Source organism: Vibrio sp., from assembly GCF_984391705.1.
On the sequence record NZ_CFHWOM010000098.1, the window covers coordinates 1 to 7076 of the forward strand.

11 protein-coding genes are annotated in these 7076 nt (G+C 44.6%); 9 read left to right on the forward strand and 2 right to left on the reverse strand.

All coding sequences use genetic code 11. The features are described 5' to 3' along the window. Nucleotides 1–144 precede the first annotated feature (144 nt). From hflK to AC4MRV_RS21125, 3 genes are all read left to right on the forward strand, one after another. Nucleotides 145–1335, forward strand: coding sequence for an FtsH protease activity modulator HflK (gene hflK / locus AC4MRV_RS21115; RefSeq protein ID WP_491189259.1), 1191 nt, complete (start codon nt 145–147; stop codon nt 1333–1335). Between the two features lie 2 nt (nt 1336–1337). Next, on the forward strand, nt 1338–2315 hold the full coding sequence (hflC, locus tag AC4MRV_RS21120) for a protease modulator HflC (protein WP_491189260.1): 978 nt from the start codon (nt 1338–1340) through the stop codon (nt 2313–2315). Between the two features lie 69 nt (nt 2316–2384). Beyond that, a complete protein-coding gene (locus AC4MRV_RS21125) occupies nt 2385–2570 on the forward strand; it encodes a DUF2065 domain-containing protein (protein WP_491189261.1) in 186 nt (61 codons plus the stop codon). Between the two features lie 6 nt (nt 2571–2576). Here AC4MRV_RS21125 and AC4MRV_RS21130 read toward each other — a convergent pair whose 3' ends face one another. After that, nucleotides 2577–2804 (reverse strand): SlyX family protein, encoded by a 228-nt coding sequence (locus AC4MRV_RS21130; RefSeq protein ID WP_005476762.1) that lies wholly within the window; start codon nt 2802–2804, stop codon nt 2577–2579. 1 nt (nt 2805) lies between these two features. After that, on the reverse strand, nt 2806–3786 hold the full coding sequence (locus tag AC4MRV_RS21135) for a WD40 repeat domain-containing protein (protein ID WP_491189262.1): 981 nt from the start codon (nt 3784–3786) through the stop codon (nt 2806–2808). A 130-nt stretch (nt 3787–3916) separates the two neighbouring features. On the opposite strand from AC4MRV_RS21135, the gene fkpA reads away from it, so the two are divergent. The 6 genes from fkpA to rpsL all read left to right on the forward strand — a co-directional run. After that, nucleotides 3917–4705 carry an FKBP-type peptidyl-prolyl cis-trans isomerase gene (fkpA, locus tag AC4MRV_RS21140; protein WP_491189263.1) on the forward strand — a complete coding sequence of 263 codons (789 nt, stop codon included), beginning with the start codon at nt 3917–3919 and terminating at the stop codon, nt 4703–4705. 183 nt (nt 4706–4888) lie between these two features. Continuing rightward, complete coding sequence (locus AC4MRV_RS21145) at nt 4889–5611, forward strand: helix-turn-helix transcriptional regulator (protein ID WP_008075289.1); 723 nt, start codon at nt 4889–4891, stop codon at nt 5609–5611. Continuing rightward, complete coding sequence (gene tusD / locus AC4MRV_RS21150; protein ID WP_491189264.1) at nt 5608–6003, forward strand: sulfurtransferase complex subunit TusD; 396 nt, start codon at nt 5608–5610, stop codon at nt 6001–6003. The genes AC4MRV_RS21145 and tusD overlap by 4 nt, the downstream gene beginning before the upstream one ends. Beyond that, entirely contained in the window at nt 6000–6356 is a 357-nt protein-coding gene (gene tusC / locus AC4MRV_RS21155; protein ID WP_491189265.1) for a sulfurtransferase complex subunit TusC, read from the forward strand. The genes tusD and tusC overlap by 4 nt, the downstream gene beginning before the upstream one ends. Before the next feature lie 9 nt (nt 6357–6365). Continuing rightward, on the forward strand, nt 6366–6641 hold the full coding sequence (gene tusB / locus AC4MRV_RS21160) for a sulfurtransferase complex subunit TusB (RefSeq protein WP_491189266.1): 276 nt from the start codon (nt 6366–6368) through the stop codon (nt 6639–6641). Nucleotides 6642–6817: 176 nt separating this feature from the next. Continuing rightward, nucleotides 6818–7076 (forward strand): 30S ribosomal protein S12 (gene rpsL / locus AC4MRV_RS21165; protein ID WP_491189267.1); only part of this gene is annotated, 259 nt, incomplete at its 3' end.

A 7076-nucleotide genomic window follows, 5' to 3' on the forward strand; every position in this document is an offset into this window, starting at 1 on the left:
GAAGGTAACTTGTTGATTGATGTTCGCATGCAACAAGTGGATTGGTCTAGACTTGAAAAAAGAGAAGGGGCAGTTTTACGTGACTTTATAGTTACTTAAATGACTGCTACAGTATAACGTCATATCAAATGATGGAGCTTTCTAATGGCGTGGAATGAGCCTGGAAATAACAACGGCAACAATGGCCGCGATAATGACCCTTGGGGTAATAATAATCGTGGTAACAAAGGTGGCCGTGATCAAGGACCGCCAGACTTGGACGAAGTGTTTAATAAACTGAGTCAGAAACTGGGTGGAAAGTTTGGTGGTAAAGGTGGCAATGGACCGTCTGTCGGCGGCGGTGGTGGCGTACTAGGATTAGGCGTCATTGCAGCAATCGCAGTAGCAATTTGGTTCTTCGCTGGCTTTTACACCATTGGTGAAGCTGAGCGCGGTGTTGTGTTGCGTTTAGGTAAGTACGATCGCGTGGTCGATCCTGGTCTGAACTGGCGTCCTCGTTTTATTGATGAGTACGAAGCGGTTAACGTTCAAGCTATCCGTTCTCTACGTTCTTCAGGTCTAATGCTGACCAAAGATGAAAACGTAGTGACTGTAGCGATGGATGTTCAGTACCGTGTTGCTGATCCATACAAGTATCTATTCCGCGTAACAAACGCAGATGACAGCTTACGCCAAGCGACAGATTCTGCTCTACGTGCTGTTGTGGGTGACTCTTTGATGGATAGTATCCTGACAAGTGGTCGTCAGCAAATTCGTCAAAGCACGCAAGAAACGTTGAATGAAATTATTGATAGCTACGACATGGGTGTTGTCATTGTTGACGTCAACTTCCAGTCAGCTCGTCCGCCAGAGCAAGTAAAAGACGCATTTGATGATGCAATCGCTGCTCGTGAGGATGAAGAGCGTTTTGAACGTGAAGCAGAAGCTTACCGTAACGATATTCTTCCTAAAGCAACAGGTCGTGCTGAACGTCTGAAGAAAGAAGCATTGGGTTACTCTGAGCGCGTTGTAAACGAAGCGCTAGGTCAAGTTGCTCAGTTTGAGAAACTACTACCTGAATATCAAGCGGCTCCAGAAGTGACACGTAACCGTCTGTACCTAGATACGATGGAAGAGGTGTACAGCAGTACTTCTAAGGTTCTAATTGATTCAGAATCAAGCGGCAACCTACTGTACTTGCCTATCGATAAGCTAGCTGGCGAAGGTCAAACTCAGACCAAACGCAAGGTGAAAGAAACCTCAGCTTATGATCAGATTGAGCTTGAAACTCATCAAAGCGGTAGCGCGTCAGATTCGCAATCTCGTTCAACTGGTTCACGTCAAGGGAGATATTAAGAATGCGTAAGTTAATGATCCCTGTAGTAGTGGTAGTGATCGCGCTGTTGCTAATGTCAGTTTTCGTTATTCAAGAAGGCGAGCGTGGTCTTGTGATTCGATTCGGTCGTGTCCTAGATGACAATGGTGTATCAAAAATCTACGAACCAGGTCTGCATTTCAAAATGCCTCTGTTTGATCGTGTGAAAACACTTGATGCACGTATTCAAACTATGGATGGTCGTTCTGACCGTTTCGTAACGTCTGAGAAAAAAGACGTTATCATTGATACTTACGTTAAGTGGCGTATCGAAGATTTTGGTCGTTTCTACCTGACTACAGGTGGTGGTAATGTTCTGACTGCTGAAGCGCTACTTGAGCGTAAAGTAACAGACGTACTTCGTTCTGAAATCGGTGCACGTGAAATCAAACAGATTGTGTCTGGTCCACGTAATAACGATGTTCTACCTGATAGCGTAGATAGTGAAGAAGTCACTACAGAAGCGGCGAAAGAAGCACTAGAGATTGATGGTGAGCGTGACAAGATCATGGCCAATGTACTGGAAGGTACACGTGATAGCGCGCTAACGGACTTAGGTGTTGAGATTGTTGATTTCCGTATGAAGAAAATCAACCTTCCTGACAACATCAGTGATTCAATCTATAAGCGTATGCGTGCGGAGCGTGAGTCGGTTGCTCGTAAACACCGCTCTCAAGGTCGTGAGCGTGCGGAAGTTATTCGCGCTCAAGCTGAGCTAGAAGTGGCAACAGTTCTTGCCGAAGCTGATAAAACCGCGCGTGTAACACGTGGTGAAGCGGATGCGGAAGCGGCTAAGATCTACTCTAATGCATACAACAAAGACCCTGAGTTTTTTAGTTTCATGCGTTCACTGAAAGCGTACGAGAAATCGTTCAGCGATAAGAGTGACATTCTTGTTCTGGATCCGAAGAGTGAATTCTTCCAGTACATGAATAACGCGACAGGCGCAGAAGCGAAGTAATCGCAATTAAGATACGATAAAGGCTCCCATGTGGAGCCTTTATTTTTTGTATATGTTAATGGATAAATTATGTCTAACTCATTGTGGCTAGCGCTAGGGCTAGTTTTGATTGTCGAGGGTCTTGGACCACTTATTGCTCCTAACGGTTGGCGGAACATGGTTGCTCAATTGAGCGAGCAACCAGACAATCAATTACGTCGCATTGGCGGTTGCTTAGTGGTTGCAGGAGCGGTAATTGCGTACGTCTTCAGCTAGATTACTCTAGTAATGAGGAGGTGGCGTTTCTTCTGATTGGTCAGCGAGGTTGGATGAGTCCATATTCTTCACTTTACCTACGACATATTTCATCTGATCTTGCATCTTAGTGATCAGTAACTGCTGTTGGCTCAATGCTTCGTTGAGTTCTTCAATAGTTTGCTCTTGAAAGGCTAGCTGACACTCAAGGTCATTTACACGATTTTCTAGCTGTTCAACTCGCTTATCTGTCATTTTAATAATCCACATTCCAAGCTTGGGCTATACCAGCCGAAGTTCCCGAAATGATACGGCTTTGGCTGTCAAAGGCTGCATCATACACCACTGCGCGTGGAGGGCGAGTATCTTTTAATGGTTCTACCTCAAAGCCATCTACTCGCTTACCTGTATGGCTATTCCAAACCATTAACCGACCTGAAGGTGTACCTGTCGCAAGGTACTGGCCATCATCTGAAAAACGGGCAGTCGAGAAAATGAGCTGTCTTGAAAAACTGCTTAGTTCTGAAAGAGGTTCGCCATTGGATAGATCCCACACAACTGCCTGGTTGCCCCCATCGGAAGTAAACGCATATTTCCCATCCCTTTGCAGTGCCACTCGATTAACTCGTTGCTCATGTTCAAATGTACGTAGTATTTGCCCGGTGTTGGTATCCCAAAGGTAAGCTTTATAATCATTACCCCCGGAAAGTGCGAAACGGCCATTAGGTGATAAAGCTACAGAATTGACTTTTTCGTTGTGTGCGAGGAACTCTAATCGCCTGCCGGTGACTAAGTTGACGTAAATTGTTTTTCCGTTGGATAACCCAAGTAGTACTTGGTCACCATTGCTGGCGATATCAACATCGCGAATCAGGCCATCAGAGATTGACCACAATCCTTCTGCTTGTGTCCAAGCAAGATCCCAAACAGCAAAGTTCATTTGGGTAGCGGTAATGGCAAAGCGACCATTATCAGAAATACGGATTCGTGAGACAGTGTTTGCTTGAGGATCTTGCTCGCCAAGTGCTGCGAGTTGTTGGTTTTCATGCAAGTCCCAAAGTACTAATTGGTGTTCCTTGGAATAAAGCATAGCAAAGCGGGCATCGCGACTTAATGCAAAGCTGGTGGTCCCTTTTAATTCTATGTCCCAACGTTGCACATCTTGGCTGGAGAAAAAGCATCCATTTAACGTTGTTATGACAATAGTTATTAGTAGAGTGTTAAAAATTATTCGCATCAAGTCCAATTATCCACTTGGTTTCGTTTATTTCGGACGCATATTGGTTATATTGGTACAACATGCGAGTGCGCACCAGTCTTTCTTAACGATTTGTGCACTAAGATAAAAGTCTCAATTGGAGAGTTCAATGAAATCTATTTTTAAAGTGACGTTGCTTGCGGCAACAGTTGCACTAGCGGCGGGTTGTCAGAAAGAAGAAGAGCCTAAAGCGGAAGCTGCTCCAGCAGTAGAACAGGTTCAAGCGGAAACAGGTAAAGCGGTTCACTTTAAAACCGAGGACGACAAAGCAGCGTATGCGATTGGTGTCTCTTTTGCTAACTACCTAAGCACAAGCCTAGATAAGCCAAGTGAGATCGGCATTACCCTAAACAAAGATTTGGTACTGAAAGGTATCGAGCATGTGTTTGAAGGCAAAGCAGAGCTAAATGAAGAAGAAACACGCGCGGCTCTTGAGTCTCTTGATAAACGTGTAGCGGAAACCATGCAAAAGCAAGCCGCTGAAAAAGCTGAAGCTTCAAAAAAAGCAGGTGATGATTTCCGTGCTGAGTTTGAAAAGCAAGATGGTGTCGTGAAGACTGATACGGGTTTACTGTACCAAATCATGACTGCAGCGGAAGGTGAGCAACCTAAAGATACAGATACCGTTCAAGTGCACTACAAAGGTACTTTGATTGACGGTACTCAGTTCGATAGCTCTTACGATCGTGGTGAACCAGCAACGTTCCCACTTAACCGAGTTATTCCTGGTTGGACTGAAGGCGTACAGTTAATGCCAGTAGGTTCTAAGTTCAAGTTTGTCATTCCGCCAGAGCTAGCTTATGGTCAGCAAGACACACCAACGATCCCTGCAAACTCAACATTGGTGTTCGAAGTTGAGCTACTAAAAATCGACAATGGTGAAGAAGCGGTTCAATAAATGATATTGAAACACTCATACCAAAGGCCTGGCTTCTGCTAGGCCTTTTTCTTTCCTAAGTATGTCATTCATCACTTATTTATTTGTTCTAAATCACTAGATAGTGGCTTAGCTAGATGTTCTCTTCAAAATTTCTGATAAACTTACACCAATTTGTTGATTTTTCGCTCGAAGGCTTAAAAAGTGACAACTACAGAAACAGTAAATACGGATATGTTGCTCGAAATGGAATCTGTCAATGTGATGCCATTCAGTGAGCACGACAAAATTATTCTTCGATCATATGAAGCGGTTGTGGATGGGATTGCGAGCTTAATCGGCCCATTTTGTGAAATCGTACTGCATTCATTAGAAGACCTAAATACCTCAGCGATCAAGATTGCTAACGGTGAGAATACCGGGCGCCAAGTCGGCTCTCCCATCACTGATCTAGCGCTAAAAATGCTACGTGACATTGAAGGCTCAGAGCGTAATTTTTCGCGCTCTTATTTCACACGCGCTAAAGGTGGTGTGTTGATGAAGTCGATTACGGTGGCGATTCGCAATGGCGAAAACCGTGTGATTGGCTTGTTGTGTATCAATGTCAACCTAGACGCACCATTCTCGCAAGTGCTGCAATCTTTTATGCCGACAGAAGAAGCTAAACAAGCTGCCTCTTCGGTTAACTTTGCAAGTGATGTGGAAGAGCTGGTGGACCAAACCGTGGAGCGCACCATCGAAGAGATCAATGCGGATAAATCGGTGTCGAACAACACCAAAAACCGTCAAATAGTGATGGAGCTATACGATAAAGGTATCTTTGATATTAAAGACGCAATTAACCGCGTGGCAGATCGCTTGAATATCTCTAAGCACACTGTTTACCTCTATATTCGCCAACGTAAAACTGAGGATGATGAAAGTTGAGTCAATTGACTTATACCTTGGTGGTGAATGGTTCTGTTTATGGCAGTCAATCTGCACGTAGCGCCTATCAGTTTGCTCAAGCTGTGATTGCTAAAGGGCATACCTTGGTTAGCGTTTTCTTCTATCAAGATGGCGTGACCAACGGCAGCGCGTTGACTGTTCCGGCTAATGATGAATTTGACCTTGTTAAAGCGTGGCATGAGCTTGCTCTCGCACATAATGTTCGTCTTGAAACTTGTGTAGCAGCTGCACTGCGTCGGGGCATTGTCAGCCAAGATGAAGCTAATCAGCATGGCTTGAGCCAAAGTAATTTGGCTGAAGGTTTTCATCAAGCGGGTTTAGGTAGCTTGGCGGAAGCGATGTTAGTTCAAGATAGGGTTGTGCAGTTTTGAGCCAGTTAACTTACTTATTTCGTAGTGCTCCCCATGGCAGCTCTGCTGGGCGAGAGGGGATTGATGCGCTGCTCGCGGCTTCGGCCTATTGTGAAGATATCAGCGTGATCTTTATTGGGGACGGCGTTTATCAGTTACTGCATGGTCAAGACCCAAAAGAAATCTTGAGCAAAGATTATGCGCCTATGCTCAAGCTGTTTGACCTTTATGATATTGAGCAAGTGTACGTTTGTGAAAACTCTTTAGCTGAAAGGGGGGTAGCGAAAGCTGACTTAGTGCTCGATGCCCAACCATTATCGCTTTCTGCACTTAAGAGCCAGTTGCAACAAGCTGCTAAGCTTCTCTCTTTTTAACGAGGCGTTATGTTACACATAATAAAATCCGTTCAAGCGCTTAGCAATGCCATCCTTGTCTGCGATAATGGCGATGATCTATTGCTTATCGAAGATGCAGTCTATGCGGTGAACCCTAAGCATCATGCTCACCATTTACTCAAAGGGCATAGCTGCGCTGTGTTGGCGTCTGATTTAGCAGCGCGAGCGATGGCGAATAGAGTCAGCTCTCAGCTTGCGGTTGTTGACTACTGTGGCTTTGTTGATCTGACTATAAAGCACCCTCAATCTCTCACTTGGAACTGACTATTCAAGCGTCATTTCAGCTTTACGGATAAAAAGTCCAATTGAACAAAAAAAGATCCGTATATTTCTTGACACACCTCTCACTGCTGAATAGAATTTTGCGTCCCTAACTGCCACTAGTAGTTAGGGATAGATTTTTCACAAAGCTTACTTTTAAGTAAATCAGGAGCTAGTTAATGGCAACTATTAACCAGTTGGTACGTAAGCCACGTGCAAAGCAAGTTGTTAAAAGCAACGTGCCTGCACTAGAAGCGTGCCCACAAAAACGTGGTGTATGTACTCGTGTTTACACTACTACACCTAAAAAACCTAACTCGGCACTACGTAAAGTATGTCGTGTACGTCTAACTAACGGTTTCGAAGTAACTTCGTACATCGGTGGTGAAGGTCACAACCTTCAAGAGCACTCAGTTGTTCTAATCCGTGGCGGTCGTG